The following is a 25,803-nucleotide window of genomic DNA, read 5'->3' on the forward strand; positions in this document are numbered from 1 at the left end:
GCATCGCGGCTGCATGTATCAAAACTGTTTCCTTAACGCAACAATTTTGATACACTTGCATTATGTCTATTTTTGTTAATGATACTATTCTTATATGTTAAACACCTACATCTTCTTTACTTGCGCAAGAGTTATATATTGCTCTCAGAAAGCTAGTATTTGTTATACAATCTGGCTTAACTGGATACGCAGAAGATCTAGATTAAGGAATCACAATAACAATGTTGTTGATGTATAATCGCTTTTGATAGAGTTTCCCGCATACGCGGGTGTGATCCTTCTATGTTTCGTGTTCTATCGTCTTTCTCGCATTGGCGAGGCAATTACTTGAGCTTCAAATGCATGCAATACGTTTGAAGCTCAACTAGTTTAGTAATAAATATGCAACACAATCTTTCTTAAAGCTCTTATTGAGAGTATATTTGCCATTATTTAATAATCATTGTGGATTAAGAAAAATGGGAAGACGGTAATCATGAATTGTAATCATGTTGTTAATCCTGAATTATGGGGTAAAAAGAGAGAAGTTAATGGAGTAATGCAATGGCTTCCTCTTGCTCAACACCTTGAAGATACTGGAAATGTTATTGGTCAATTATGGGATCATTGGCTTAGCGATGGTCAGCGAAGATTGATTGAATCTTCATTAAGTAAACACGTTGATGCAAAAAAGTTATCTCAATTTTTAGGATGCATACATGATATTGGTAAAGCTACTCCCGTTTTTCAGTTTCGAAAATCGTATTCAAAATCAGAAGATTTAGATATTGCGTTAAAAAATAAGTTAGCTATTGTTGGTTTTACAAATATCGATGATTTTATTATTAAGGCAGAAGATTGCTCGAGTAGTCATCACACTATAACTGGTCAAGCTATTCTTTCTAATGCTGGAGTTCCTGAAGGAATTTGTGCAATCGTTGGTGCTCATCACGGTAAGCCTTTAGATGATGATTTGGTTTATAAAAGTAATGAATTTGCGTATGCTGACCATTACTATCAAAGTGAAACTGAAAGTGATAATAGTAAATTATGGAAAAAATTGCAGAATGATATTTTGAATTGGGCTTTAGAAAGAAATGATTTTTCTAATGTAGATGATCTTCCTGAAATAAGTGAGCCAGCACAAGTTTTGTTGTGTGGATTGGTAATTATGGCTGATTGGATTGCTAGTAATGAACACTATTTTCCGCTTATTCCAATAGAGAAAGATTTAATAGAAAACCAGGAAGAAAGATATAGAAAAGGCTGGGAAAGGTGGTTACAACATGGTTCTAAAGACGTATGGGAATCATTAAATTATTGTAGTAATGTTTCGCAAATATACAAACATCGTTTTGGTTTCTTGCCGAATAGTATTCAGACAGCGTTGCACGATGTCATTTCTCATTGCAAAGAGCCTGGAATTTTTATTCTTGAATCTGCAATGGGTTCAGGAAAAACAGAAGCTTCTTTAATTGCTGCTGAGCAATTAGCAAATCTAACCGGAAGAAGCGGAGTATTCTTCGGTCTTCCTACTCAAGCAACTTCTAATGGAATGTTTAGGCGAGTTGAGGATTGGCTTAAAAGTGTGAATAGTGATTTTCAGGGTGAGATTGGTTTGCGTTTAGTTCATGGTAAAGCTGAACTGAATGCAGATTATGCGCATTTGCCGCATGGAATGCAAAATATGAATGATGGTTGTGATAGTAGTTCTAGTAATAATGATGTAAATAATAATGGAGTAATACTTAATGATTGGTTTACTGGACGAAAAACCGCAATGTTGGATGACTTTGTTGTTGGTACAGTAGATCAATTTTTGTTAGCTTCGTTAAAGCAAAAACATCTTATGCTTCGTCATTTGGGCTTAAGTAAAAAAGTTGTAATTATTGACGAAGTGCATGCTTATGACGCTTATATGAATAAGTATCTTGAAGAATCTCTTATTTGGATGGCAGCATACGGAGTTCCTGTTGTGTTACTTTCTGCTACTTTACCTGCTAAGCGTAGAAAAGAACTTATAAAAGCTTATATGTGTGGATTGTTTGGGTTTAATTGGAGAGAATGTGATAAATCTAATGTTGATTTTGAAACAAATAATTATCCTTTAATTACGTACAGTGATAAAAACTGTGTAAAACAAAAATTTATTGAAAATGATGCTAGTGATAATAAATCTGTTTCTGTAAGAAAAATAACAGATGATAACTTACATGAATCACTTGTTAATGAGCTTAAATCTTTGTTGAATAATGGTGGTATTGCTGGAATTATAGTAAACACAGTTAAAAGAGCTCAAGAAATTTATAGTGCGTGCGTTGATGAGTTTACTGACGAAGAAGTTATAGTTATTCATTCGCAATTTATTGCTACAGATAGAGTTAGAAAAGAACAACAGATTTGCAATATGATTGGCAAGAATGCTCATAGACCTGCTCGTGCAATAATTATCGGTACACAGGTATTGGAACAGTCTCTTGATGTTGATTTTGATGTTTTGTTTACTGATCTTGCTCCTATAGATTTATTACTTCAACGTGCTGGCAGATTACAAAGACATACGTTAGAACGCCCAGATTATTTTAAAGAGCCAATTTTATATGTGTTGGGAACCAGTGAGTGTTATGAATTTGATAAAGGTTCAGAGTCTATTTACGGTAAATATTTACTTATGAGAACTCAATATTATTTGCCAGATGTTATAAATATGCCTCAAGATATTTCTCGATTAGTGCAAATAGTTTATGGAGATAATCCTTTAGAGTTACAAGAAGATTTGAGATATGCGTATGTTTCTGCAAAAAGGGAACATGATTCAGTAAGAAATAGTAATGAAAGTGTTGCAAAAACATATAGAATTGAAAATCCAAAATCAGAAATCGGCAAAAAATCTATCGTCGGTTTATTGAAAAATTCAATTACAAATGAATCTGATGAATTTGCATGTGCCCAAGTTCGCAATAGCGGCGAATCTATAGAAGTTATTGCTGTGAAAAAAGTTGGATACGGCTATGGAACTTTCCATGATTGTGAAGATATTTCACAAAATATTGATGATTCAGAAGTTGCAATGAATCTTGCTCAAGAAACAGTAAGACTGCCTTGGATGTTTGTGTCGAACAGTAATCGCGTTGAAGAAACAATTAAAGAGTTAGAAAAAATACGCAAGCAAGAACAGTTCCAAAACTGGGATAATCAGCCTTGGTTGCGAGGTTCTTTGGTTTTACTATTCGATGAAAATAATATTTGCGAAATATCGAAATATAGAGTTGTGTATTCTGAAAAAAGTGGTATTGTATGTATTAAGAGTTCGGAAGAAGACAGAAAGGAATTAAAAGGTGAGCAGGTTTAATCTACTAGATGAGCCTTGGATTTCCGTCATTGTAGACGAAAAAGGCCACAATAAGCTCGTATCAATGACAGATGTATTTAAGCATGCATCTGAATATAAAGCTCTTGCTGGCGATATGAAAACTCAGGACTTTGCATTGCTTCGCGTTTTGCTTACTGCGCTTCATACTGTTTTTTCTAGGTACGATATTCAGGGAAATTCTCGTGAATTTGATTCAGGTGAAGATAGTGAAGATGATTTCAATGAAGAAACAATGGATATTTGGCGCGAAGTTTGGAATTCAAAAAAGTTTCCAGACGTAGTTTTCAAATATTTAGAACAATGGCATGATCATTTCTACCTTTTTGATGACAAATATCCATTTTTACAAGTACTTAAACAGGATATCGATAGTAAAAAGCTTGGCGGTAAATCTCCTAGTGAGATATCAGGTAAAAATATAAATCGATTGATTTCTGAAAGTAACAATAAAATAGCTGTATTTTCTCCAAAAGATAATGTTGATAATAACAAATCGTCACTTACTGAACCACAATTAGCAAGGTGGATTATTACCTTACAGTCATACGCTGGATTAGCAGATAAGACCATGTTTGGTACGGAAAAATATAAAGCTTCTAAAGGTTGGCTTTTTGATCTCGGCGGTATTGAGATAATAGGAGCAAATTTATTTGAAACTCTTATGCTTAATTGTGTACTTGTTGGCGATGTGCAATCTCCTGAGAAAAAACAAAAGCCATGTTGGGAATATTCAGGAACAGAAAATATTGAAAATTCGTTTTATGAAACATTTATTGACAATGTTTCCCAGCTTTACACTCGATGGAGTAGAGCAATATATATAAATCCTGATATTAGTATTGACAAACCAATATCGGTTTCTATAGTGAAACTTCCTGATATTAATCATAAAAATGCTTTTATTGAACCAATGACAGTATGGCAGTATAACAAAGAAGGTGAAAACAAGGATAAATACACTCCAAGGAAGCATAGAACAGAAGAAGCTATGTGGAGATCATTTGGACTCCTTACATCGCAAGAATTATACGATGGTAGTGTAAAAAATCATAAACCGGGAATTATGGAATGGCTGAACGAAATTAAACATGATATTGCTGGCTCTTCTATTTCACTGCAAGCTATAAGTATGAAAGATGATGGTAATGCTACATCTTGGGTTCCTACAGATGAAATATGCGATACTTTATATATTGATGAAGTCGTAGTAACTGATAATGCTGACGATGGATGGGTATACAGAATTAACAATGAAGTTGAGTATACAAGATCTGCCATAGGATTCATTTACAAGCAATTTCTTCTAGACATATGTGAAATACGTAATAGAAATAAAGATGATGCAACTAAATATTCTGCTAAGTACATTAGTCAGGCTTATTTCTTAGTTGATCAACCGTTTAGAGAATGGTTAGCAAATATTAAACCAAAAGATTCAATGAATGAACGTTGTACTCAATGGAGAAATACTTTGCATAACATACTCATAAATGAAGCAAAAGGAATGCTAGAAAATGCGACATTGCGCGATTTTACAGGTAGACCATCTGATCAAAGCGAGAAAGAATCTACAAAAAATATAGTTACAGCTTACAACATTTTTACTAGTCGCTTAAAAAAATTATCAGGAAAATAAAAGACATAGAAAGGAGGCTATTATGGCTGAAAATAAAAGCAAATCTGTTGAAGTATCAAGCGCTATTAGCAAAATCATAAATCAATTTTTGAACAGCTCAGATATTGCATCGAGACGAGCTATGCTTGCTCAACTACGCCACACAATTGGTAAGCCATTAAGTCAGTCAGTAGAAATATGGCCATGGATATTAAACAATGTGCCAGAAAGCTTCATAGATAAATATGGTGAAGTTACCTACCAATTGCGAGCTGTTATAAACACTTTGCAAATATACGCATTGTACGAGCAAGGTGTTGTAGAAAAATCAAGTTATAAAGATTTGAACAAATCTGAAGATTTAGAAAATGAAAAATCTTATAACAATATGGGAACAGCTTTAAGAGCACTAAGAAGTGACGAAGGCGTACGTGGAGCTATGGATAGGCGCTTTAGTGTTATGATTACTGCAAGCGATTATGAAAGTTTTTATTACTACCTTCGTCAACTAGTTCGACTACTAAAAAGCAGAACAAAAGAAAATCAACAAGCGATTGATTATTCTAAACTAGCTCGCGATTTATATTTGCTTCAGTTTGAAAATTCAGAAAAAGTAAGACTTTCTTGGGCACAAGAATACTATCGCTTCAGCTAGTAGCAATAACTTTTTAACAACATCACATATTTTAAAAATTACATATTTCAAAAACAGCGTTATCAAACAATTAACTAAAACTTAGAAAGGTAAAATCATGAACGCTCACTTATTCTTAGATATTCAAGCAATCCAAACTGTTCCACCATGCAATATTAATCGCGATGATGCGGGCAGTCCAAAGACTGCTCAATATGGCGGTGTAACTAGAACCAGAGTAAGTTCTCAATGCTGGAAGCACTCAATGCGTGAATACTTCAAAGAACACAGCGGAGAATCTAATGTTGGAATACGAAGCAAAAACATTGTTAAATACGTTGCCGATAAAATTGTTGCATTAAAACCAGAATTATCTGAACAAGAAGCATTAGATTTAGCAGATAAAACGTTAAATACTGCTGGCGTTAAAACTAAAACAGATAAGGGAGAAACAGTTCCTACAGCAAAAGCTTTATTCTTCTTAGGAGAGACTCAAGCAAATTCTCTAGCTCAAGCAGCAATCAATAATGTTACTGACAAGAAGCAACTGCAAGAAATCTTGAAAGATAATCCACCTATTGATATTGCGTTATTCGGCCGCATGCTTGCAGACGACCCATCACTTAATGAGGACGCTTCTTCGCAAGTTGCTCACGCAATTTCCACTCACGCTGTTCGTGCTGAATTTGATTACTATACTGCTGTTGATGACTTATCTGCGGATGATAATGCTGGAGCTGGAATGCTTGGAACAATAGAATATAGTTCTTCAACGCTGTATCGTTATGCAAATGTTGCAGTACATGAATTTAGTCATCAGTTGAGTGATAACAAAGAATCTACAATTAATGCTCTTAAGCTTTTTATTGAAGCTTTCGCTAATGCAATGCCTACTGGAAAAGTAAATACTTTTGCTAATCAAACTTTGCCGCAAATGCTTGTGGTAACTTTAAGAGATGACAGGCCAGTAAACTTAGTTAGCGCATTTGAAGATCCAGTAAAAGCAAAAGATGGATATGTTTCAAAATCTATTGAGAAACTATCTCAAGAATACGAGAAAGTTCAAAAATTTGTTCATAAGCCACTTGCATCATTCTATGTGACAATGGATTCTTCAAATGAGGAGATTAAATTAGGCGTAGAAGAGCAAAGTATGCAACAATTATTGGATGATTTTTCTTCTAAAGTCTCCGAATTGCTTCAGTAAATTTCTTAATAAATAACACTTATTAGTTGATATTTAGTGTTTAACAGTTAGGAAGCTTATGAAAAGTTTATTACTGAAGTTTGCTGGACCTTTGCAATCGTGGGGCACAGATTCTCATTTTGAAACTCGTCACACAGATTACTATCCATCTAAAAGTGCGGTAATAGGTATGATTGCTGCAGCTTTTGGGTATAGAAGAAGTACAGATTGTGATGAAAATATTGCGAAACTTAATGATTTAGATTTTGCAGTACGAATCGATCAGCAAGGAAATCTACTTAAAGATTATCATATTGCTGCAAAACATAAGCCTAACGGTGATTTTGAAAAAAATTACGTTACAAATCGTTACTATCTAGAAGATGCTATATTTCTTGTTGCAATAGGATCTGACAATGAGAAACTCCTCGATAGCATTAACGATGCTTTGCGCTCGCCATATTTTCAATCTAGTTTAGGCAGAAGATCGCTGCCTCCTACGGCTGATTTTATTCTAGGCGTGGAAGATTGCGGAGTAATTCAAGCATTATTAAAGTATGAGTGGCTTGCAAACAAGTGGTCTGAAAAAAGATTTAATACTTCTAGACTATCTGAAGCATCAGAGTCTTCTAATGAATCATGCAATGAAGTATCTATATCCTTATATGCTGATTCTGATTTAGTAGATAAAGCTGCATCAGAATTAGTTAAAGACGATATTAATACTTATAAAATTCAGGAATCAGTTCGTAGATTGCGCAAGGATTTCGTTAATTCTTTCTCTAACAAAGAAAGAAAATTCGGATTCCGTTACGAGTCAAAAATGGAGATACCTATTAAGAGAATTCTTCACAATAATTTGGATTCGGAAGGTATTTCATCAGATAGTAAGCATGTGAAATCTACTGGAGATTTTATTGCTGAGCATGATGCTTTTTCTGGATTGGAGTCTTAAATGTCTTATTTGAGTAGAGTTGAAATTGATTATAAAAAACCCTCATCTTTGAGAGATCTTAAATCTGTAGGAGCTTTCCATAACTGGGTTGAGCAAAGTTTTCCTGAAGAATGGGAGAATCATGAAAGAAGCCGAAAGTTATGGAGAGTTGATGTTTTGCATGGGAAACATTACTTGCTTATAGTTAGTGATTCTGAACCAGATTTGCAACGTCTAGAGATGTATGGTGTTATAGGAACGGCGTCAAGTAAGAATTATGATAAGTTTTTGAGTTCATTAACAAATGGCATGAAAATGCAATTTAGAGTAACTCTTAATCCTGTTGTTGCTATTTCTGATACTTGTGAAACTCGCACTACTAGAGGTAGGGTAGTACCACATGTTACTTATGATCAGCAGATGAATTTTTTGCTTAATCGTGCACAAAAATTAGGTTTTTCGTTGAACGAAAATGAATTCGCTATTGTTGAACGCGGATATAGCTTATTTACAAAGTCAGAAAAACCTATTCGATTAAGTAAAGCTGTTTATCAAGGTATTTTAACAATTAGTAACGCAGATATTATGCGTAAAACACTGATAGAAGGATTTGGGAAAAAGAAAGCATATGGATTTGGAATGATGACAGTAATTCCTTTATGCAACTCAAATAAATGACGCTATTTTATTAAAGGCTGTAACAGTATGAAAAAGAAATTCGGTGCTCAAAAAGCTGAAATATCAGAGCTTCCACGTATAAGCGACAGAGTGAGTTTTATATACGTAGAGCATGCGAAAATTAATCGTCTTGATAGTGCTGTTACAGTCTTTGATGCAAATGGAACTATAAGAGTTCCTGCTGCAATGATTGGAGTTTTACTTTTAGGTCCTGGCACGGAGATTACTCATAGAGCAATGGAATTACTTGGAGATGTTGGAGCAAGCATAGTTTGGGTTGGTGAGCATGGGGTTCGCAATTATGCTCATGGTAGAGCATTGTCAAGAAGCTCAAGATTGTTGGAAAAACAGGCAAAACTTGTTACGAATAATAGGTCTAGATTGAGTGTTGCGAGAAAAATGTATCAAATGCGTTTCCCTAATGAAAATATATCGTCATATACTATGCAACAATTAAGAGGTCGAGAAGGAGCTCGTGTAAGAAGCATATATAGGGATATGTCTAATAAATACAATGTTCAATGGAATGGCCGCGATTATAAAGTCGATGATTTTGAAAGTGGTACTGTTGTTAATCAAGCATTGTCTGTAGGTAACGTATGCCTATACGGTTTAGTGCATAGCATAATATCTGCTTTAGGTTTAGCGCCTGGATTAGGTTTCGTGCATACTGGCCATGATCTTTCTCTAGTATACGATATTGCAGACTTATATAAAGCTGAATTAACTATTCCTGCATCTTTTGAAATTGCTTCTCAGTGTGAATCCGACGATGATATTGAACGGTTAATGCGTTTGAAAATGCGTGATTGCTTCGCAAATTGCAACATAATGTCTCGTATTGTTAATGACATACAAAATCTTCTTGAAATACCGATTGACGATCAAATTACTGTTGATGTAATACATCTTTGGGACGATAAGGAAATTCTAGTAGCTTCTGGCGTAAATTACAGTGAGGTGAATTGATATGCCGTTAACTGTGATTACGATGACTAACTGCCCACTATCTTTAAGAGGTGATTTAACCAAGTGGATGCAAGAAATTGCTACAGGCGTTTACGTTGGCAACTTCAACAGTAGAATCAGAGAAGAATTGTGGAAGCGCATAGAAGATAGTGTTGGGAATGGTGCTGTAACAATGAGCTTTTCTTCCAGAAATGAAATTGGCTACGATTTTAAGACTATTCATTCTCATCGTGAAGTTGTCTACTTAGACGGTTTGCCTTTGGTCAGTATTCCTTCAAATGATATGGCGGAAGGTGATATTAAATATGGATTTAGTGATGCTGCTAAGTTTCATAATGCAAGGAAATTTTCAAATGTTAGAAGTAGAAAAAATATTAATATTTCTTCTAATTTAATTGAGAATGATTTAGTAAATGAAAATATTAGTTATCTCATTCATGATAATGTTTCTCAAACTACAAAATTTACTACAAATAATGAAAAAATAACTTGTACCGATTACTGGAAGGATTTTATTGGTAAAATAAGTAAGAATTTTGTTGTAATAGATTGCGAAACCACAGGTTTAAATAGCAAAGTTGATAAAATTATTGAAATTGGAGCTGTTAAGTTCATTGGTGGGAAAATTGAAGAATTCCAAAAACTAATAAATATTAATTGCGATAATGTTAGTAATTCTAATAAAAATAATTTTATTCCTAATGAAATTATTGAGCTAACTGGTATTACCTCAAAAATGCTTGAGTCTTATGGCGTCGGATTAGATTTAGCATTAAAAGAATTTATTGATTTTGTCGGAAAATTACCAGTACTTGGATACAACGTACAATTTGATATGTCATTTTTGAATTCTGCTTTATCTTCATTAGATGAAAAACTTGATGATTCTCTTTCAATTAATAAAATTTTTGATATCTCTCGTTTTGTAAAGAAAGAAAAGAAATTTTTAAAAAACTACCAATTAAAAACGGTGCTAGAAGAATACAACATTGCTGAATCCGTTCCACATAGAGCTCTTCTAGATGCTAGACTAACAGCACATCTTGTTTTTCGTTTGAAAGGATTGTTAAAATTTATTTCATAAAAATAAAGTATTATTGTACTACTCTCTGTGATAGTTTGAATTGGAAAAGTAAATGAGATTTGACTGTTTCTGTTATAGAAATGGCCATTTTGTTGGGATCTTTAAGTGTCTTTCCCGCATGTGCGGGGGTGATCCCAATAATTCTCAAATATCCAGTATTAATACTCGGTCTTTCCCGCATGTGCGGGGGTGATCCTCAACATGCCAATTATCAGAACTAAGCATCATCGTCTTTCCCGCATGTGCGGGGGTGATCCCCATCATCATTTTTATAAAATAAGATTTTTACAGTCTTTCCCGCATGTGCGGGGGTGATCCCTGGCTTAGGTACTACTGGCGAGATGGTTTTGAGTCTTTCCCGCATGTGCGGGGGTGATCCCAAAAAATCCACTTAGAAGACGAACTCAAACGAGTCTTTCCCGCATGTGCGGGGGTGATCCCCTTATACATAAGCTCAAATTTTCATTTTTCATGTCTTTCCCGCATGTGCGGGGGTGATCCTCAGCGAACTCGCAGACGCTGTAAGAGACTTAAGTCTTTCCCGCATGCGCGGGGGTGATCCTCAAACGGCAACAAAACAAGGCGTCACAAACCAGTCTTTCCCGCATGCGCGGGGGTGATCCCTATGCCGAAATTAAACATACAGGCACGCGGCTGTCTTTCCCGCATGCGCGGGGGTGATCCCTTTTCATCAGGTGTCACAACGCGCAAACCGTGGTCTTTCCCGCATGCGCGGGGGTGATCCCCCTTTCTTATATGCTGCATTGATTCGCATTTTGTCTTTCCCGCATGCGCGGGGGTGATCCCCAATATATTTACGACTCTGTTTTTTACAAGGAGTCTTTCCCGCATGCGCGGGGGTGATCCTACGGTGTGTTGCCATCGTCGTAATCGTCGAGAGTCTTTCCCGCATGCGCGGGGGTGATCCCTATCTCATCTACTTCAGTACTCAATGGGTCTGGTCTTTCCCGCATACGAGGGGGTGATCCCACTAAGTCACGATCAGCGGCGAAAAGACGGAAGTTTTCCCGCATCGTGGGGTGAGGTAACCTGCTTGAGTGCAACACAGTGCGCGCGAAAGCAACTTGGAATGCCGAGCTTGCTCAAAGTTGAAAGCGCACTGTGCGTTCAACGCAAGCGAGGGGTGACTTCGTTAAATCAACGAAATTAGTTTTTCCGTACAAAGATTTATGCGAATGTGTTTACGTTCGATGTGTATCGTGATACTCTAGTAGAGACATGGCGCAAAGGGCGAGTTATCCTTTTCGTCCTTGCTTACAATGACGCGCCATGGTGCTTTTAGATTCTTTCCGAATATGTGTTGATTCATAGAAATTCTAGCTAGTATGTGTAGTTGGAATTGTTCTTCACATATGAGGTAATGATCTTAATTGCAACGCGTGGCCCTCGGCAACCAGCTTTCAAGACTGGAACATTAGTCTGAGGAGTACCACGCGTTTTTGCTTATAACCCTTTTTCAGGCTTCACACATAAGCTGATGCTATCCTAGAAGTGCGTTTATCAAAAAAGAAAAAGGTTAGAGTATCGTTACTGCATGTAATGACGTAGAAGATAAAAGAGGAATCAGAAGCTAATGAATATGATGAAAATTTATTATGACATGGTTGAAAGACTCCGTCCCTATGCTGAGCCATACATGGATAGGCTCTCTAAAGAAGCAGTCAATAGTGCTATTAGAGCAGGAGAGCCATCAATTGCAATTGGTGACTATTTGGCAGAAGCATGGTTGCACAAGAGTGCGCCTAAAGAGTTGTTAATCGAAGCATATAACCTGCTAGAGCCTTATGAGTGCGGCGATATACATGACGATATAGCAGACGATTTAGGGTTGCCGCGTAAAGTTGATCCATTAGACGAATAAAAAATAAATTTTATATTAAATCAACAATTATCAGATTTTAGCTACCTTGCAAAAGGTGGTAAACAATTAAAAGTATGCGCGTTAATACCGCGTTACCAATTGTAGAAAATAAGAAAGGAGTGAAAAGTTGATGAACATGCAGAAAATTTATTATGACATGGCTGAGAAACTTAGACCTTATGCTGAGCCATATATGAGTGAATTTTCCAAAGAATTTGCTAATGATGCTATTGGCGCAGGAGAACCTTATGAAGCATTAGCAGATTACTTAAGCTTTGCATGGGAACATCAAAATACTCCTCGCGAACTTATTATTGAAGCATACAATCTTATTGACGATGATTATCTTGATTCATATAACGAAATGGCAGATAAACTAGGGATTCCACGTCGCAAACATTCTGCAGATTACGATGAAGATGAATAAATTGTATATTAAAAAATATACTTAAATGAAAATTGCGAGGGACCCCCTCGACTAACAATCTGACGTAAACGGCAGCTGCGAGGCCCTCGCGTTACGTTCATTATATCGTTATTTTTTAGAATATACAATGTAACAGGGGATTCAATAAATACTATTCTTCAAAAACGTTTATCTAGAGAAGATACGAAACTAAATTGCGTTTGCATAATAGAAAACAGGAAAATTAACTATTACAAAAGAGCTGGTCATTCCCCCCCCCCCAACCTACCCCGTGAAGGGTCAAGGGTAAGGGGGAGCCCCAGCTCTCAACTCGATTTTATCATATGGGTTTTTACATCTTCGCGTGATGGATGGTAAATCCCTCAATAGTTCGAATCCCATCAAGCCCACATATGCTCACTTTTCACGCATGTGTGTTGATTAGCAGAATCGCGTAGTTTTATTACAAAGCACTACACGCAGTTTTCATTACACAGCTCTTATTATGTAGCTCTGTTGCGCAGTTACACCAACAAACTTCTACGCAAGCCGTCTACTTAGCTCTACTTATAACCTGGTACCCGTGTTTAATTAGCACAGATTCGAGTTGAGAAATATACGCAAGCGCTGCAGGGGAAAGATTCGTGCGCTCGTTCTTAATCCACCCAACAAGCATGGTCTCTTCGCAATCCAGCGGAATGGTCACGATTTTCTCGTTATTCAAGTCGTCATTGTCATTCCAGTGCAAATCGTAAAACCATTAAGACCAATAATAAAGTTCAAAAAAGATGCGTTTTGCCTTCCAGTAACACCCGAGGGTGAGCCTGATTTTGACTATATGGAGCGCTACATTCGAGACATTGAAAAATTGACTATTGAAGATGTAGTTAAGCATAAAGACAAGGTTATTGCAGCAACCAAAATGTTGGTAAATAAGAAATCTTGAGACTTTAAGCCTAGCTTTTCCTATCGTTAAAGAGTGCACATAATATCCATGTTGTGCACTCAAAAAGTGTAGGTATGCTCGTAAGTTTTCTAAATCCATGTTTTATGCTGAGTGTTAGTTAATGCCTATAATCGCGTGATAAAAACGCCAAAATATGTACACTAATGTGATTAAAAATGCACCAAAATATAATGTGATATACGATAAGATGTAACGCAAAAAGCCAAAAAATATAACAAAGGCTGATTACACGGATAAACTTATAGAACTTGCGCTGAAAGATTGCGCTGAAAGAAAATGATTGATAAGTTAGCGTGACTAGTCGCAAGTTGATTGTGAGTTAGTCGTAAGTCTGTCGCAAGTTAGTCATGTTTAATCGTAGTAAATAAATAAGCGCGAGTTTTGCGCATAGGTCACAATTTGCTGGTACACTATTACTCGGAAAGTGGGTATTTTCCCATTTAAAAATAAACAAAGGAAACAGGCAGGCATTATGAGAAAAGCCAAAATCGTTGATACTATTGGACCAGCTACCGAATCGTTAGAGGGCATTACCAAGCTTGTTGAAGCTGGCATGGATGTTGCTCGCTTAAACCGTTCGCATGGCACTCCTGAAGATCATTTGCGCGTTTACAACAATGTGCGCGAAGCTTCAAAGACTACTGGTCGTAATGTTGCTGCTCTTGTTGATTTGCAAGGCCCAAAGATTCGTTGCGGTTGGTTCAAGAAGAACGCTGACGGCGAAGACAAGGTTTATTTGGAAGAGGGTCAAGAGTTCGTTATCACCACAGACGATATTGAGGGTGATGAGCATCGCACTTCCACAACCTTCAAGGGTTTGCCAGGAGATTGCCACGCAGGCGATCCAATTTTGATTGATGATGGCAAGGTTCGTCTTGAGGTTACAAAGGTAGAAGGCAACGACGTACACACTAAGGTTGTTGTTGCTGGCCCAGTTTCTAGCCACAAGGGCATTAACCTTCCAGGCGTTGCCGTTTCTCTTCCAGCATTGACTGAAAAGGATGAGGCTGATCTTCGTTGGGCTATTCGCACGGGTGCAGACATTATTGCAATGTCGTTCGTGCGTTTTGCTACCGATATTGATCGCGCTCACGAAATCATGGACGAAGAAGGCCGCCGCATTCCAATCGTTGCAAAGATTGAGAAGCCACAGGCTGTTGCAAACTTGGAAGAGATTGTTAAGACCTTCGACGGCATTATGGTTGCTCGTGGAGATATGGCAGTGGAGATGCCACTTGAGCAGGTTCCACTCGTTACCAAGCGCTGCATTGAGCTTTCTCGCCAATACGCAAAGCCAGTAATCGTTGCTACCGAAGTTCTTGGATCAATGGTTAACTCTCCAGTTCCAACTCGTGCAGAGGCTTCTGATTGCGCTAACGCTGTTCTTGACGGCGCCGATGCAACTATGACCTCTAACGAGACCGCAGTCGGCAAGTATCCAGCAGTTACCGTTCAGACCATGTCTCGTATTTCTCAATACGCGACTGATAACGGTTATGATCGCATTCCAGCTGTGGAGCTTGACATGTCTAGCACGGGTGCAGTTTCTTCTGCAGCTGTTGACTTGGCAGACAAGCTCAACGCTAAGGCGATTGTTGCTTACACGCAAACTGGTCGTACCGTTCATCGCATTTCTCGCGAGCGCCCAGCTGCTCCAATCTATGGCTTGACCAACAATGAGCACACTTATCACTGGTTGGCTTTGAGCTGGGGCACTGAAGGCTTCTTGATTAACGAGGACTACCACGATATGAACCGTCACGATCTTATGATCTTTACCGACAAGGTTCTTCGTGAAGCTGGCAAGGTTGAAGACGGCGACAAGATTGTTGTTTTGAGCACTGCTCAGGGCGAGCGTCAGGCTGGTCGTACCGACTCTATTTACGTTCATACCGTTGGTGCTTGCGATTAATTGCTAGCTAATCGATAGTTGATTGCTAGTTAATCGTTAGTTTCTTAAACGCGCATCCTTTTGGGTGCGCGTTTTTGTTTAGTGCGAATCTTGTGATTTCTTACGTTACGATTTAAGTTTGAAGTCGTCGATTCCCGCGTTTGTTTACCATTTGAGCCAAAAAGGGAGCAAATGCAGGAATGAAAAGCGCTACGAGAATTAGGTGTGTCGTTTGGTGTGTTGTTTGTATGTTGTGCAAAATCTCGCGTGGGTGTGGGAGGAGAAGATAACAAATATCATTTGAGCCAAAAAGGGAACAAACGCAGGAATGAAGATAACAAAAACGCCGCTTAGAATGTAAGCGGCGTTGTGCACGTGCCCCCGGTGAGACTCGAACTCACACTGCACAGATTTTGAGGCTGTTTCCTCTACCAATTGGGATACAGGGGCATCTTAAATTATCCGCGTTTTAACGCGACTTGATGACTATACCACATTTTGTAGAGTAATCAAATATACCGCGTGTTGCGCGTAAGAAAGCGAGTTGTAAACGCGCGGAAAAATCGCCAGCAAACGCGCGCTAAAAACCCAAAGTAAAATAAAAATAAATAAATATAAATCAAAACAGAATCAAAACAGAATCAAAACAGAAATATTAATTTGCAAATTATTTAAGACTGGGTGTGTTGATGTAAGAATTTTGGTATAATTACAACTTGCGCCTCTGTAGCTCAATGGATAGAGCAACGGCCTTCTAATCCGTTGGTTGCGCGTTCGAATCGCGTCGGGGGCACTTTGCTTTGCTCTTGTGTTATGTGAAAAATGTTTGTCACGTATTGTGAAAAATAAGGAGCACTTGTGGAAAATCATAGTGTAGTGGAAAACCATAATGTAGCAGCATCAATAATTCTAGCAGCAGGTGATGGTACGCGCATGCGTTCAACAACGCCGAAGGTATTGCATAAGTTTGCTGGAAAAACATTCCTAAATCGCGTAATGAGCGCAATGTCAGGCGTAAATCCTAAGGAGCTTGCTGTTGTAGTGCACGCTCAAGCGCAACGAGTGTCGGCAGCTGCGCAAAGCTACGACAGTGCTGTGCGTATTGTAAATCAAGACGATAAGCCTGGAACGGGTAGGGCTGTGCAATGCGCAATGCATGATCTTAACGAGGCTTCAAAGCAAGAATGCGGCAGTGCGCTTAGTGGCTCTGTGTTAATTGCAGCAAGTGATATGCCACTTTTAGATACGCAAACATTGCAATCATTAATCGATTTTCACAATAATCAAGGAAACGCGGCAACTGTTTTAACCGCTGTTTTAGACGACGCCACTGGCTATGGGCGAATTGTGCGCGGCGAAAATGGCGATGTTTTGCGCATTGTTGAGCACAAAGATGCCAATGCAGGAGAGCTTGCGATTAAGGAAGTTAATACGTCTGTATACGTGTTCGACGCTGAAGTGCTTAGCGATGCTATAGAAAACCTTGATTCCAAGAACGCTCAAGGTGAATTCTACTTAACGGATGCGCTGGAGCATGCTCGCACAATGGGGCGAGTTGGAGCAATGGCAGCAGCAGACTCGTTGAGCGTGGAAGGCGTAAATACGCGCGTTCAGTTATCTGCGCTTGCAAAAGCATATAACAAGCGTGTTTGCGAAAAGTGGATGCTTGAAGGCGTAGCGATTCTAGACCCAGAAAACACGTGGATTGAAGATGATGTTGTTTTGCAAGAAGATGTTACGGTTCTTCCAGGGTGCTTCTTGCAAGGGCATACAACTGTTAAAAGCGGTGCTGTTGTAGGGCCGTACACTACGCTTATTGATGCTCAGGTAGATGAAGATGCGGTTGTAGAGCGCTCGCGTGTGCAAGAATCGCATATTTGCCGCGCTGCAAACATTGGTCCGTGGACGTACTTGCGACCAGGAAATGTGCTTGGCGAGGAGAGCAAAGCGGGCGCGTTTGTGGAGATGAAGAAAGCGCATATTGGAAACGGCACTAAGGTTCCGCATTTGAGCTACATGGGCGACGCTGATTTGGGAGAGCACACGAACATCGGCGGTGGAACGATTACAGCAAACTACGATGGCGTGCATAAAAACCATACGACTATTGGCTCTAACGCGCATGTTGGTGCAGGAAACCTGTTTGTAGCTCCCGTTACTGTTGGAGATGGAGTTACAACGGGTGCAGGCTCTGTTGTTCGTCACGATGTTCCAGCGGATTCCATGGTGTATTCGGAAAATACTCAGCACGTTGTAGAAGGCTGGAAGCCAGCTTGGGAGCGAAATTAGACGATTCGTTGGTTGACGGTAGGTACGGGCACGGTAAGCACGGTAAGTTAGGAGAAACATATGGCGGCTTTAGAAAGCTCTGTTAACGCGATTAGGATTGCTGCGGCTGCAGCCGATAGGTTAAAAGCCACTAATATCCAAGCTTTTGACGTTAGCAATCTGCTTGGAATTACAGACGCTATGCTGGTTGTTTCTGCATCTAACGAGCGTCAAGTCTTAGCTGTTAGCGAAGAAATCGAAAAAGACTTGTACTTAAAAGACAGCAAACGCAAGCCAATATCTAGAGAAGGCTTAGAACTAGCACAGTGGATTTTGCTTGATTTTGGCGACTTTGTGGTTCATATTATGCACGAGGAAGCGCGCGAGTTTTATCGCCTTGAGCGCTTGTGGAATGATTGCCCTGCAATTGATTTGCAACTTCCAGGGCATGATGATGATGCGCGTGGCGATGGCGATGATGCGCAAAATGGCGATGATCAAGAGTCTGAAAGGTAGCTCAAGATAATGGTGGATTTTGTTGAAAGCGCAACGCAGATTGCACATAATGCCAATAAAAACAGCGCTCACGAGGGCATTGCGCGTTCTGTGATGCTTGTTCGCCATGGTCAGACGCCTTATAATGCACAATTTAGACTTCAAGGCATGATTGATATTGCTTTAGATGAGTCTGGAATAGACCAGGTGACTCGCTCTGGCAAGGCTTTGCGAGTGCTTTTTGGAGCTTCCGACTTAGAAGACCCAAAGAATCCAAATAGCCAGGAGCACGTGCGCATTACTCCAGAAGAAGCCGACGCTAGTTTTGTTGCCATTGTTTCGCCGCTTATTCGCGCACAACAAACGGCTCACGCTTTTGCAGATAAGATTGGTCTTAATGTGCATGTTGAAGATGGCGTGCGCGAGCGATTTTTTGGCGAGTGGGAAGGCCTTAATCGCCAGCAAATTAGCGAAAAATGGCCTGAAGATTTTAATGCTTGGGTAAAAGGCGAAGGTGGCGAGCTTAATCACGGTGCAGAAACTAAGCAAGAAGTTGGCGAGCGCGCGGCGAAAGCTGTAGAAGATTGGGCGCGCAAAACTGGATCGGACCGCGATTTACTAGTGTTCTCGCACGGATCTTGCCTTTCTCAAACTGTTCATAAGCTTCTTGGATTAGACAAGGTAGATCCTTCTTATAAGACGATTGGCGGAATGGGAAACGGTCGTTGGGCGCGCTTAATTCCAAGCCAAAACTCAGATGGCTCGATTCATTGGCGTTTGGATGCTTACGATCAAGGTCCTGCAGCAGATCCTACAAGCCAGCGTCTTATTCGCATTTGGGGAGCAGCTTAATCTTCGTAATCTCTCCTTTTTACCGCTTATATTTCGAAAACTACCGTTTAGCGATTTTGTAAAGACAGACTATTTACAGTGCCGTATAGTCAAAATTACAAAACAAAAAGCTAGCAAACGCTAAGAAAAGTTAGCAGAAGCTAACAAAGCTAGCAAAAGCTAACGGTAGTATACGGAAGGGAGGCTTGATGAAAGTAACAATTGCTATTGTGCCGCCAGAAGAAGAGCAGTGCGCTCAATTGTCAGTTCACAATATTGACGATAATCTTAAACGCATTATAGCCAGCTTGCAAAGCATTGATTCTAAAGATGCAAAATCAAGCAATGCCGAAAATAATACTGAGAATGCGGCAAATAGCAACAATAATTCATTTATATACGGTTATATTAATGATTCGATTATTGTTATGCACGAGCCAGATGTGATTATGATTTGCGTAGAAAATTCGCGCGTAATCATTCACAGTGATAAAGGCGAGTGCGTGTCTTACAAGCGCCTAATGGATTTTGACAATCCGCAATTCGCGTCGTTTGTGCGCATATCTAAGTCCGCAATCGTGAACTTAAATCGCATTGTTCGAGTTGATCCAGGATTCGGCGGAAGTATGAGCGTAAAAATGGACGACGGAAGCGTTGAGTGGATTAGTCGCAGATGCTTGAGCTCGTTCAAAAAGCGCTTGGGAATGTAGTTTTAAGCGTAGTCAAATATAAAACTATCAAAATTTTAATACAAATTTTTAATACTAATTTTTTAATACTTAAAAAGGAAGCGATTATTATGGAAAAGCAAGTTACAACAATAGGCAAAACAATGGTAAAAAACATTGTTAAAGGCATTGGCATAGCGTGCACTATTTTTACTGCAATTAGTTTTGTGTCGAGCCTGTTAGCGCATACCGCAGTTGGAAACAGAATTGCATCTTATGCTGTAGCGTCGTTTGTTATTGGCATAGGCTATGGAGTGTTCGCTATTTTTTGGTCGAATGAGCGTATGTCAAATCTTGCGAAGTTCGTTTTTGCACTAGTTCCACCAATTGCTATTCAATTTATTGTATCGGTTATTGTTGGGTGGATTTCATTCAAAGATGAGCCAGCTGTGATTTGCGGATGGATTGCGTTCACTGTTATTTTCCCGATTGCAATTGCTGCAATAATTTATTACTTCGAGAAGAAGAAAGCGGAAGAAATGAACGCTAGATTGCAAGTATTGCGTAAAGAAAGCAAGTAAATTAGTGACAATTAAATAATTTAAGTAAAAATTTAAGTAAATAAAATAATCAAATAAAAATTGAGTGGTGTTCATCTTCGCCTTTGAAGAAGAACGCCACTCGCTATTCTAAAACGCGTCATAGAATGGTCATAATTTATTCGGCGTTTTGCTAGATTTTTGCTAAAAATTAGTATTTTGACTAATCTTTAGCAATCGTCTTTCCAGCATTAGCTCCAGAAGTCAAATCCTGAATCTCATTAATCTCCATAACAGGAACAGCAGCAGGCTTCTTTGTGCCCTTTTCTTCTGCAACGCGAACCTGCTCGTTGTAAATCGCGTCATCTGTGTGAAGTGTAACTGTTCCGCGGAAGCGATAGCCTTTCTTTTCTGCCAAATTTGCAACGGCAACAACAAGCTGGCTGCCGTCTTGCAAGTTCTTAAAATGCTGACCTGCAGTGCGCTCGTGGTATGCAAGGTGATTATCGTCTAGAACAAACATCGACATCTTTGGGCCAAGATCAAGCTCGCCATCTTTGCTAATCGTTGCAATCCAAGCCAAATTGTTCTCAATAAAAGTCTTCATATCTTCACTAAGAGTTGCCATGTTGAGTCCTTTCTTCAACTGATTATTGTGCAATCGCGCAATCATACGATTATGTTTCAATCACCTTTAAGATTACGCGCAATCGTGCATATAAAGGCTTAAAATTCGGCAAGTTTTTGCAAAAACACCTAAGCTTGTGACATAAATCACTAATTGACCAAAGTACGCGAATCGAGTTGCATGGGCGCTTTGACTGCGCGAACGATTTCCCTTACTTGGTATTGCGCGAGGTTTGAGTATTTCTCTCCTCGCAAGTCCCGTCGCTACGCTCCTCTTTTATTGCTCGTATAGAAATACATCAAACCTTCTGAATATCTAGAACTTTTACGTGATTTTCATCGCCGAGATTCTCGATTTTTCTTGCTCTCTCGGCGAGTCACCACCTTCGGCGCTGAGGCTCACCTCTTTCGCGGCGAAAAATCTCGAATCTCTACCTTGCTTGCGCTCCGACCTGCCTTTTCGTTTAAAGCGTAGCGCGAAAAGGCAATTCGGAGCGCTGAGCCACTCAAGGCAGAAGCACTGCTTCTGTGTGGCGAAGACGTTAGCGCGCTTAGACCGCGCTAACGACATGACCTGCCTTTTCGTTTAGAGTGTAGCGAAAAAGCAGGTCGAAGCGACTATAAAGTCATGGGTTGTAAATCATGAATTGTAAATATTAAGGTAAAGTCGCAGTGTGTACAATCAATTCAGTTGTCAATTAGGAAATTTTCCGAAGGAACGCCGATGTGTTGTACTTTTCTTGTTTTTGTGGCTATTCTATAAAGTTTATAAGGCAATTTAGTTAACTTAAAGAAAAATTTAATGTTATAGACTTGTTATTTGCAAGAAAATGAGGGGAGTGACATGAGTGAAATAAATAGCGCGGTTCAACCAAGGCAGAATAATCGAATTAACGTAAACATCGCGCGAATCATGTTGCTCTTATGCGCCGCGATTTGGGGCGGAAGCTACGTCTCATCTAAATACGCTCTAGAGGTATTCCCACCGCAATGGCTTATGGGAGTTCGCATGCTTGGAGCGTGCATAATAATGGGCGTAGTCTTCTTTAAGACGATTCGCAAAAACTTTACTAAAAAGCTAATAATTCCTTCTCTTTTAACGGGCGTTACGTACTACGCATCTTTAGTTACGCAAACAGAAGGATTAAGGTGGATTGATCCAGGCAGAAGCGCTTTTCTTACAGCAGCCTACTGCGTTATAGCGCCATTTTCCGCGTGGATGATTATTAGAAAAAAGCCAACGCTTTTAGGAATTATTGCGGCTTTAACATGCGTTGTTGGCGTTGGATTCGTTGCATTAAAGCCAGGATCTCTTGTTCTTACGCTTTCTCACGGAGATGTTTTAACTCTTATTTGCGCTTCGGTTTTTGCGTTTAACTTAACATACTTAGCGTATTATTCTAGACAATACAATCCCGTTGCTTTAACATTCGGCCAGTTTAGTGTTTCTGGAGTTCTATTTTTGTTTGGAGCTGCAATAAGCGAGCCTTTGCCTAACTTTAGTGCAGAAGATAATTGGATTACGTTTACAAACATGTTCTATCTTATAGTGATAGTAACTGTTCTTGCGCAAATTATTCAAAACTACACGCTGATTTATCTTTCTACAGCTAATGCTTCTGTGATTATGTGCACAGAATGCTTGTTTACATTGCTATTTTCTAGCATTCTTTACAATGAGCGTGTAACAAACATGGCTTTTGTTGGATTCGCATTGATTTTTGCTGCGATTTTGCTTGCAAGTTTGGCAGAGCATATTGAGCTAATGCGCGCAAGAAAAAAGCAAGGCGCTTATAAATCTAAAGCAAAAGTGGCATCTGTGCCAGCATCTACAATCTAAGTAGTACTCAATTTGAACACTAATTAGTGAATATTTTTGGCGATTACTAATTGGTGCATATTGCTTAGTGAATAGTGGTAGATAACGATTTTTAAGGTGTGCTTGTGAAGAACTTCTTTAAGGGAATATCATTTACGCAAGTTCTAGCTGGCTCTCTTGCAGCTGTAACTGCGTTTTTGCTTTCGTCAAAAATTGGCATAGCTGGCTCTGTTATTGGCGTTGCAATGGGTTCTATTGTGTCTGCTGTAGCATCGCAACTTTATCAAAATGTTATTCATGCGTCTTCAAAAAAGATACAGTCTTCTTCTGCGTTAAAGTCGGGTTCAAGCCGCTATGAAGAAGATGACACTAAAGTGGTAAATAATGCGCGTTTTATTGCACTAGAGGATGATATGCCTAAAGAATACGAAGTTTACAATAATATGGGCGATTCGAGTAAAGAAAAACAAGCTAGAAGAGTTGTTGCAATGGCTTCTAATGCAAATAATGCAAATTTTGCTGGCGATTCTTCACTAGATGGCGATTCTTCAAACTCACAAAACGCAAAATTGGGTAAGTCGCCAGCACTTAGTGCCGAAAGCACGAGTGTTATGGAATTGTCTTCCTTAAGAAAACTAAAAGAAGAAGATAATGCGCTTTCGGAAGGAGACGAAGACTCGATTCTTACTCTTAACGACGCTAAACGCGCATTAGGCGGCAGAAGTGATTACGAAAATAGTGAAGCGAAGTATAAGAAGCTTACGATTGTTATTGCTATTTTAAGTGCGCTCGCTGCTGTTCTTCTTACTGCTGGCATTGTGTTGCTGTTTACTCAAGGAAAGGGTACAGATAATTTAGTGCCTTCTGGCCAAAATACCGAGCAGAATAATGGAGCGAATCCAAATAATCAAATGCGGCAAAATGGCCAAAATAATGGCGTTCAAAATCAAGATAAGAACTCTCAAGACGCGCAAAAAGACTCTCAAGATGCGCAAGACGAGAAAGATAGTAAAGACAGCAAAGATAGTAAAGACGGTGAAAATTCTTCGAGCAAGAATCCTAGCGAAAAGCAAGATAAAAAGACTCACGAAGGGTCTTCCTCTTCTTTAGATTCAAATGAGTCTAAGGCAGATTTTGGCGAGCAAAGCTCTGTGGATTCTGGCGTTTCTGGAGCGGATCCTGGCGCGCGCGGGTCTAAAGGCGATTCCTCGGTTTCTGGCGATTCTTCGCCGTCTTCGCCTTCGACTTCGACTAACGGAGTGAGTGGCGGATCTTCTGCACAACAAGGTGAATCTGGCTCGCAGCAATCTAGCAGCGGAGAATAGGCAGTGGAGAATAGGCAGCTGCGAATAGTAATAGTCGCTAAAACCGCTGCATGCGACACGCCGAGTTTGGTTGGCAGCAAAATCTGTTGTATTCTATCAAAGGTTCGTTTGAGCCGCACAATTAAAAACGGGGCTATGGCGCAGCTGGTAGCGCATCTCCATGGCATGGAGGGGGTCGGGGGTTCGAATCCCCCTAGCTCCACAATTTGAAACGTCACTTCTAATCGGAGTGGCGTTTTTGTTATATTTCGATACGTATCTTATATACTTGTAAGTCCTAGTGCATGTAAATCATATTTTGCACAAACATTCTAAACTTAAAACTTAACTTAAAACTCATAGGAGATAATTCAGCATGTTAAAGCGCGCGTGGAAAGTGGCATGCAAAATAGCCAATAATGAGCGTACGTCTGGGTTGATTATGCTCGGATTCGCTTTAGCTGGATTAATGCTTGCAAATTTGCCATTTACGTCTGCGATTTTTGAAGCTGTTTCTCACACGCAAATCGGAATTCCGTACACAAATATTCACATGTCGATTAGCCACTGGGTTCAAGATGGCGTGTTAACTATTTTCTTCCTTACAGTTGGTTTAGATTTAAAGCACGAGCTTATTGCAGGTTCTCTTAGAGACCCTCGCGCGGCAGCAATGCCAATGATTTGCGCGGTTGGTGGCATGATTGTTCCGCCTATTCTTTTTGCTGGAACTGTTACAATATTCTCGGAGTTGCACGCTGGTCAAGAGATTATGCGACTTACTTCTGGAGCGCTTCCGTCTTTAGATATGGTTCGCGCTGGCTGGGCTATTCCTACGGCAACAGATATAGCGTTCTCGCTAGCGGTTCTTGCGCTTTTTGCTAAAACGCTTCCTAAAGCATTGCGCGCATTTTTAATGACTTTGGCTACAGTCGACGATCTTCTTGGAATTGCATTAATCGCATTATTCTTCTCTTCGCTTAACGCGTGGTATTGGTTTGTAGGAGTTGTTTTATGCGGATTAGTGTGGACTATGCTTGTGCGATTAAAGCGCGTTCCATGGCCTGTTGTGGCGCTTGTTGGCTTGCTTGCGTGGGTTATGATGTATCAAGCTGGCGTTCACCCTACTCTTGCAGGCGTAATGGTTGGTTTGCTAACTCCTGCGCATCTTGTTCATGGCGAAAAGTCGCTTAGAGCCGAAAGGTATCGCCAAAAAATTCAGCCTTTGTCTTCTTTGTTTGCGCTTCCAGTTTTTGCACTTTTTGCAACTGGAGTTCATTTTGAAACTTTGACTTGGCAGCTGTTCTTGTCTCCAATATTAATTGCGATTACGATTGCACTAGTTGTTGGAAAGCCTCTTGGAATTATGATTACAGCTTGGATTGCTAAGAAAGTTATGGGCTTGCGCGTTCCAGATGATTTGCGCGTTCGCGATCTTTTGCCTACAGCATGCGCGTGCGGAATTGGCTTTACTGTGTCTTTGTTAATCGCTTCGCTTGCATACAGCGACGCGGATCTTTCGGGAGAAGCGAGATTCGGCGTGCTAGTGGCGTCTATTATTGCGGCTGCTGTTTCGGGATTTATGCTTGCAAAGCAATCGAATCATATGGAAGAAGAATTAGACGATATTGAAGAGTGATTAAGAGCAATTAAAAGT

Annotated in this window: 21 protein-coding genes, 3 tRNA genes, 1 pseudogene and 1 CRISPR repeat array; of the genes and pseudogenes, 22 read left to right on the forward strand and 3 right to left on the reverse strand. The window is 39.5% G+C overall.

Annotated features, from left to right (window positions below; translation table 11 throughout):
• Positions 1-475: 475 nt before the first annotated feature.
• The 10 genes from cas3 (at position 476) to AC1EKB_RS01315 (ending at position 12,761) form a co-directional block, all read left to right on the forward strand.
• Positions 476-3,331: a CRISPR-associated helicase Cas3' gene (cas3, locus tag AC1EKB_RS01270; RefSeq protein ID WP_481248630.1), complete on the forward strand. Its 2,856-nt coding sequence runs from the start codon at positions 476-478 to the stop codon at positions 3,329-3,331.
• A complete protein-coding gene (locus AC1EKB_RS01275) occupies positions 3,318-4,988 on the forward strand; it encodes a type I-E CRISPR-associated protein Cse1/CasA (RefSeq protein ID WP_481248631.1) in 1,671 nt (556 codons plus the stop codon). Before cas3 ends, AC1EKB_RS01275 begins: the two co-directional genes overlap by 14 nt.
• Before the next feature lie 22 nt (positions 4,989-5,010).
• Complete coding sequence (gene casB / locus AC1EKB_RS01280) at positions 5,011-5,622, forward strand: type I-E CRISPR-associated protein Cse2/CasB (RefSeq protein WP_481248632.1); 612 nt, start codon at positions 5,011-5,013, stop codon at positions 5,620-5,622.
• A gap of 97 nt (positions 5,623-5,719) precedes the next feature.
• Positions 5,720-6,808, forward strand: a complete 1,089-nt coding sequence (gene cas7e / locus AC1EKB_RS01285; protein WP_415694283.1) for a type I-E CRISPR-associated protein Cas7/Cse4/CasC — start codon at positions 5,720-5,722, stop codon at positions 6,806-6,808.
• Between the two features lie 58 nt (positions 6,809-6,866).
• Positions 6,867-7,742: a type I-E CRISPR-associated protein Cas5/CasD gene (cas5e, locus tag AC1EKB_RS01290; RefSeq protein WP_415694284.1), complete on the forward strand. Its 876-nt coding sequence runs from the start codon at positions 6,867-6,869 to the stop codon at positions 7,740-7,742.
• Positions 7,743-8,399, forward strand: a complete 657-nt coding sequence (gene cas6e / locus AC1EKB_RS01295; protein WP_481248633.1) for a type I-E CRISPR-associated protein Cas6/Cse3/CasE — start codon at positions 7,743-7,745, stop codon at positions 8,397-8,399.
• 27 nt (positions 8,400-8,426) lie between these two features.
• Positions 8,427-9,368 (forward strand): type I-E CRISPR-associated endonuclease Cas1e, encoded by a 942-nt coding sequence (gene cas1e, locus AC1EKB_RS01300; RefSeq protein WP_415694286.1) that lies wholly within the window; start codon positions 8,427-8,429, stop codon positions 9,366-9,368.
• 1 nt (position 9,369) lies between these two features.
• Positions 9,370-10,452: a type I-E CRISPR-associated endoribonuclease Cas2e gene (gene cas2e / locus AC1EKB_RS01305; protein WP_481248634.1), complete on the forward strand. Its 1,083-nt coding sequence runs from the start codon at positions 9,370-9,372 to the stop codon at positions 10,450-10,452.
• A 107-nt stretch (positions 10,453-10,559) separates the two neighbouring features.
• A CRISPR array of direct repeats spans positions 10,560-11,441; the repeat unit is 28 nt; unit sequence GTCTTTCCCGCATGTGCGGGGGTGATCC.
• 605 nt (positions 11,442-12,046) lie between these two features.
• Positions 12,047-12,334 (forward strand): hypothetical protein, encoded by a 288-nt coding sequence (locus tag AC1EKB_RS01310; protein ID WP_415694379.1) that lies wholly within the window; start codon positions 12,047-12,049, stop codon positions 12,332-12,334.
• A gap of 130 nt (positions 12,335-12,464) precedes the next feature.
• The gene (locus AC1EKB_RS01315) at positions 12,465-12,761 is read left to right on the forward strand and encodes a hypothetical protein (RefSeq protein ID WP_415694380.1); all 297 of its coding nucleotides are present in this window, start codon (positions 12,465-12,467) and stop codon (positions 12,759-12,761) included.
• Positions 12,762-13,293: 532 nt separating this feature from the next.
• Here AC1EKB_RS01315 and AC1EKB_RS01320 read toward each other — a convergent pair.
• Positions 13,294-13,532 (reverse strand): annotated as a pseudogene (locus AC1EKB_RS01320) (LysR family transcriptional regulator); the annotation flags it as partial.
• Between AC1EKB_RS01320 and AC1EKB_RS01325 the strand changes: the two are divergent.
• The gene (locus AC1EKB_RS01325; protein WP_415694417.1) at positions 13,483-13,686 is read left to right on the forward strand and encodes a hypothetical protein; all 204 of its coding nucleotides are present in this window, start codon (positions 13,483-13,485) and stop codon (positions 13,684-13,686) included. The pseudogene AC1EKB_RS01320 and the gene AC1EKB_RS01325 sit on opposite strands and share 50 nt — an antisense overlap.
• Positions 13,687-14,179: 493 nt before the next feature.
• Entirely contained in the window at positions 14,180-15,619 is a 1,440-nt protein-coding gene (gene pyk, locus AC1EKB_RS01330) for a pyruvate kinase (protein ID WP_415694381.1), read from the forward strand.
• Positions 15,620-15,974: 355 nt separating this feature from the next.
• On the opposite strand, the gene AC1EKB_RS01335 is transcribed toward pyk, so the two are convergent.
• Positions 15,975-16,048, reverse strand: a tRNA-Leu gene (locus AC1EKB_RS01335).
• Between the two features lie 270 nt (positions 16,049-16,318).
• Between AC1EKB_RS01335 and AC1EKB_RS01340 the strand changes: the two genes are divergently transcribed.
• The 6 genes from AC1EKB_RS01340 to AC1EKB_RS01365 all read left to right on the forward strand — a co-directional run bounded on the left by AC1EKB_RS01340 (position 16,319) and on the right by AC1EKB_RS01365 (position 20,441).
• Positions 16,319-16,391, forward strand: a tRNA-Arg gene (locus AC1EKB_RS01340).
• A gap of 83 nt (positions 16,392-16,474) precedes the next feature.
• Positions 16,475-17,887, forward strand: a complete 1,413-nt coding sequence (glmU, locus tag AC1EKB_RS01345; RefSeq protein WP_481248727.1) for a bifunctional UDP-N-acetylglucosamine diphosphorylase/glucosamine-1-phosphate N-acetyltransferase GlmU — start codon at positions 16,475-16,477, stop codon at positions 17,885-17,887.
• A gap of 60 nt (positions 17,888-17,947) precedes the next feature.
• Positions 17,948-18,382 carry a ribosome silencing factor gene (rsfS, locus tag AC1EKB_RS01350; RefSeq protein ID WP_481248635.1) on the forward strand — a complete coding sequence of 145 codons (435 nt, stop codon included), beginning with the start codon at positions 17,948-17,950 and terminating at the stop codon, positions 18,380-18,382.
• 9 nt (positions 18,383-18,391) lie between these two features.
• A complete protein-coding gene (locus AC1EKB_RS01355; protein WP_004130559.1) occupies positions 18,392-19,213 on the forward strand; it encodes a histidine phosphatase family protein in 822 nt (273 codons plus the stop codon).
• Between the two features lie 188 nt (positions 19,214-19,401).
• The gene (locus AC1EKB_RS01360; RefSeq protein ID WP_481248636.1) at positions 19,402-19,902 is read left to right on the forward strand and encodes a LytTR family DNA-binding domain-containing protein; all 501 of its coding nucleotides are present in this window, start codon (positions 19,402-19,404) and stop codon (positions 19,900-19,902) included.
• Between the two features lie 89 nt (positions 19,903-19,991).
• On the forward strand, positions 19,992-20,441 hold the full coding sequence (locus AC1EKB_RS01365) for a DUF3021 family protein (RefSeq protein ID WP_481248637.1): 450 nt from the start codon (positions 19,992-19,994) through the stop codon (positions 20,439-20,441).
• A gap of 181 nt (positions 20,442-20,622) precedes the next feature.
• Here AC1EKB_RS01365 and AC1EKB_RS01370 read toward each other — a convergent pair whose 3' ends face one another.
• The gene (locus tag AC1EKB_RS01370) at positions 20,623-21,027 is read right to left on the reverse strand and encodes a pyridoxamine 5'-phosphate oxidase family protein (protein WP_004132948.1); all 405 of its coding nucleotides are present in this window, start codon (positions 21,025-21,027) and stop codon (positions 20,623-20,625) included.
• Positions 21,028-21,870: 843 nt separating this feature from the next.
• On the opposite strand from AC1EKB_RS01370, the gene AC1EKB_RS01375 reads away from it, so the two are divergent.
• The 4 genes from AC1EKB_RS01375 to AC1EKB_RS01390 all read left to right on the forward strand — a co-directional run bounded on the left by AC1EKB_RS01375 (position 21,871) and on the right by AC1EKB_RS01390 (position 25,785).
• Complete coding sequence (locus AC1EKB_RS01375) at positions 21,871-22,866, forward strand: DMT family transporter (protein WP_415694386.1); 996 nt, start codon at positions 21,871-21,873, stop codon at positions 22,864-22,866.
• Between the two features lie 104 nt (positions 22,867-22,970).
• Entirely contained in the window at positions 22,971-24,170 is a 1,200-nt protein-coding gene (locus tag AC1EKB_RS01380) for a hypothetical protein (protein WP_481248638.1), read from the forward strand.
• A 129-nt stretch (positions 24,171-24,299) separates the two neighbouring features.
• Positions 24,300-24,372 (forward strand) — tRNA-Ala (locus tag AC1EKB_RS01385).
• A gap of 153 nt (positions 24,373-24,525) precedes the next feature.
• Positions 24,526-25,785 carry a Na+/H+ antiporter NhaA gene (locus tag AC1EKB_RS01390; protein ID WP_481248639.1) on the forward strand — a complete coding sequence of 420 codons (1,260 nt, stop codon included), beginning with the start codon at positions 24,526-24,528 and terminating at the stop codon, positions 25,783-25,785.
• The last annotated feature ends 18 nt before the right edge of the window (positions 25,786-25,803 follow it).

Source organism: Gardnerella sialicivorans subsp. sialicivorans, from assembly GCF_056746795.1.

Coding starts and splice junctions, on each gene's coding strand:
- cas3 (WP_481248630.1), top strand. CDS start 476: ATGAATTGTAATCATGTTGTTAATCCTGAATTATGGGGTAAAAAGAGA.
- casB (WP_481248632.1), top strand. CDS start 5,011: ATGGCTGAAAATAAAAGCAAATCTGTTGAAGTATCAAGCGCTATTAGC.
- cas7e (WP_415694283.1), top strand. CDS start 5,720: ATGAACGCTCACTTATTCTTAGATATTCAAGCAATCCAAACTGTTCCA.
- cas5e (WP_415694284.1), top strand. CDS start 6,867: ATGAAAAGTTTATTACTGAAGTTTGCTGGACCTTTGCAATCGTGGGGC.
- cas6e (WP_481248633.1), top strand. CDS start 7,743: ATGTCTTATTTGAGTAGAGTTGAAATTGATTATAAAAAACCCTCATCT.
- cas1e (WP_415694286.1), top strand. CDS start 8,427: ATGAAAAAGAAATTCGGTGCTCAAAAAGCTGAAATATCAGAGCTTCCA.
- cas2e (WP_481248634.1), top strand. CDS start 9,370: ATGCCGTTAACTGTGATTACGATGACTAACTGCCCACTATCTTTAAGA.
- AC1EKB_RS01310 (WP_415694379.1), top strand. CDS start 12,047: ATGAATATGATGAAAATTTATTATGACATGGTTGAAAGACTCCGTCCC.
- AC1EKB_RS01315 (WP_415694380.1), top strand. CDS start 12,465: ATGAACATGCAGAAAATTTATTATGACATGGCTGAGAAACTTAGACCT.
- pyk (WP_415694381.1), top strand. CDS start 14,180: ATGAGAAAAGCCAAAATCGTTGATACTATTGGACCAGCTACCGAATCG.
- rsfS (WP_481248635.1), top strand. CDS start 17,948: ATGGCGGCTTTAGAAAGCTCTGTTAACGCGATTAGGATTGCTGCGGCT.
- AC1EKB_RS01355 (WP_004130559.1), top strand. CDS start 18,392: ATGGTGGATTTTGTTGAAAGCGCAACGCAGATTGCACATAATGCCAAT.
- AC1EKB_RS01360 (WP_481248636.1), top strand. CDS start 19,402: ATGAAAGTAACAATTGCTATTGTGCCGCCAGAAGAAGAGCAGTGCGCT.
- AC1EKB_RS01365 (WP_481248637.1), top strand. CDS start 19,992: ATGGAAAAGCAAGTTACAACAATAGGCAAAACAATGGTAAAAAACATT.
- AC1EKB_RS01370 (WP_004132948.1), bottom strand. CDS start 21,027: ATGGCAACTCTTAGTGAAGATATGAAGACTTTTATTGAGAACAATTTG.
- AC1EKB_RS01375 (WP_415694386.1), top strand. CDS start 21,871: ATGAGTGAAATAAATAGCGCGGTTCAACCAAGGCAGAATAATCGAATT.
- AC1EKB_RS01390 (WP_481248639.1), top strand. CDS start 24,526: ATGTTAAAGCGCGCGTGGAAAGTGGCATGCAAAATAGCCAATAATGAG.